The organism is Romboutsia sp. 13368 (assembly GCF_018336475.1).
Lineage (GTDB): Bacteria > Bacillota > Clostridia > Peptostreptococcales > Peptostreptococcaceae > Romboutsia.
The window spans coordinates 676,698-678,195 of the sequence record NZ_CP048741.1 but is presented as its reverse complement, the minus strand read 5'-3'; the positions used below and the strand labels follow the sequence as shown (position 1 = coordinate 678,195).

The 1,498-nt window shown below is 23.8% G+C and carries 1 protein-coding gene; it reads right to left on the bottom strand.

The window, feature by feature from the left end; all coding sequences use genetic code 11:
- Nucleotides 1-55: 55 nt before the first annotated feature.
- Nucleotides 56-1,192: an MFS transporter gene (locus tag G3997_RS02735; RefSeq protein ID WP_296647707.1), complete on the bottom strand. Its 1,137-nt coding sequence runs from the start codon at nucleotides 1,190-1,192 to the stop codon at nucleotides 56-58.
- Nucleotides 1,193-1,498 lie beyond the last annotated feature (306 nt).

Genomic DNA, 1,498 nt, shown 5'->3' with positions numbered 1-1,498 from the left:
TTAAAACTTTTTATTACTAAGTTTGTCCAAGGAAATTATTATTTATGTTTGTTTATTATATTGTTTTATCCTTAGTTTTTCTATCATAAAAAATAGTTATCAAAATTCCCAAAACTACTACAATCATCATAATAAATATAGCTTTTTCAATGTTAAAATACTCTATTAAAAATCCAACTACAAAAGACCCGATAATTATTCCTAAATTGTTTGATAAAGCAAAACCAATAAGTTGAGATGTTGTCTTTAAATTTTCTGGACATACTCTATCTATCATAGTTCTTCCAACTATAAGAATGATAGGATATGTAAATACTTGAAGTAATCCACTTAAATATATAGCATAAATATTAGGTATAAAGTAAAGCACTAACATTTGCATAAGAACTCCTATAGGACTTAATATAAGAAGTTTATCAGGACTTAATTTATGCATTATTTTATTACAAAGTATCATCATAGCTATTTCACTTACTGAGCATATAAAGTTAAACACTCCTAAATTAGAAGTATTTCCTCCTGCTCTAGCTATACCATAAGGAATTAACTGTAAATATCCTCTAAACCCTATACAAATAATTAAAAGTGTAATAATTGTAAATATGTAATCCTTATTAGTTAATAAAGGTTTAAAACTAATACTACCACTACTATTTTTTATTACATCTTTTAATTTAAATGATGCAAAAGCTGCAACTAAAAGTGTTCCAATATATAAAAATGTAACATATTTATATCCAAAATTTGAAATTATAAATCCAACAGATAATACCCCAAATGCCCAACCAACAGAACCAAATGCTCTCATTGCTCCAAATTTTGACTTTGTATCTTCATCACTTTCCATAACCCAACTATCACATAAAGATCCTAACATAGAACTAAATAATCCCATTAAGAAAAATCCTATGTAAAATATTGCTCCTTTGTTAAATATAACTGCTACAGAACCTGCAATTATTGTTATTATAAGTGATGGAAGTAATATTTTTTTTATGGTTTTAAGTTTATCACAAAAATATCCAACAGAAAAAAGTCCTACTAACCCTATTAGAGTATATAAACTTATTAAACTTCCGATTTGTATTGGTTCAAATCCTTTATATTGTAAAAATGGAATTAACATTCCACCTATAGTAGCTGATCCAAAAAATAAAAAAAAGTAACTTATTTTAAATAGTAATGCTCTCATTATCATCCTCCTTAACTGTAAACTTAATATTATTTATTATTTACACTTAAGCTTTTTATATTATAGATGATAAAGATTATTTTATATTATAATCACATAAATATTATTTATTAATTGATTTTTATTTTTCAAATATGCTCTGTTAGCTAACTTTGTGATATGAGTATTTGTAAATACAATAATTTGTAGATTAAATTTAAGCTCAATATTAAAAATATTGGAAATACTATAGTTTAAAATTAATTATCACACACAAAACTAAAAAAGCCTTTAAATAAAACTATAATACTTTCTATAAGTATAAAA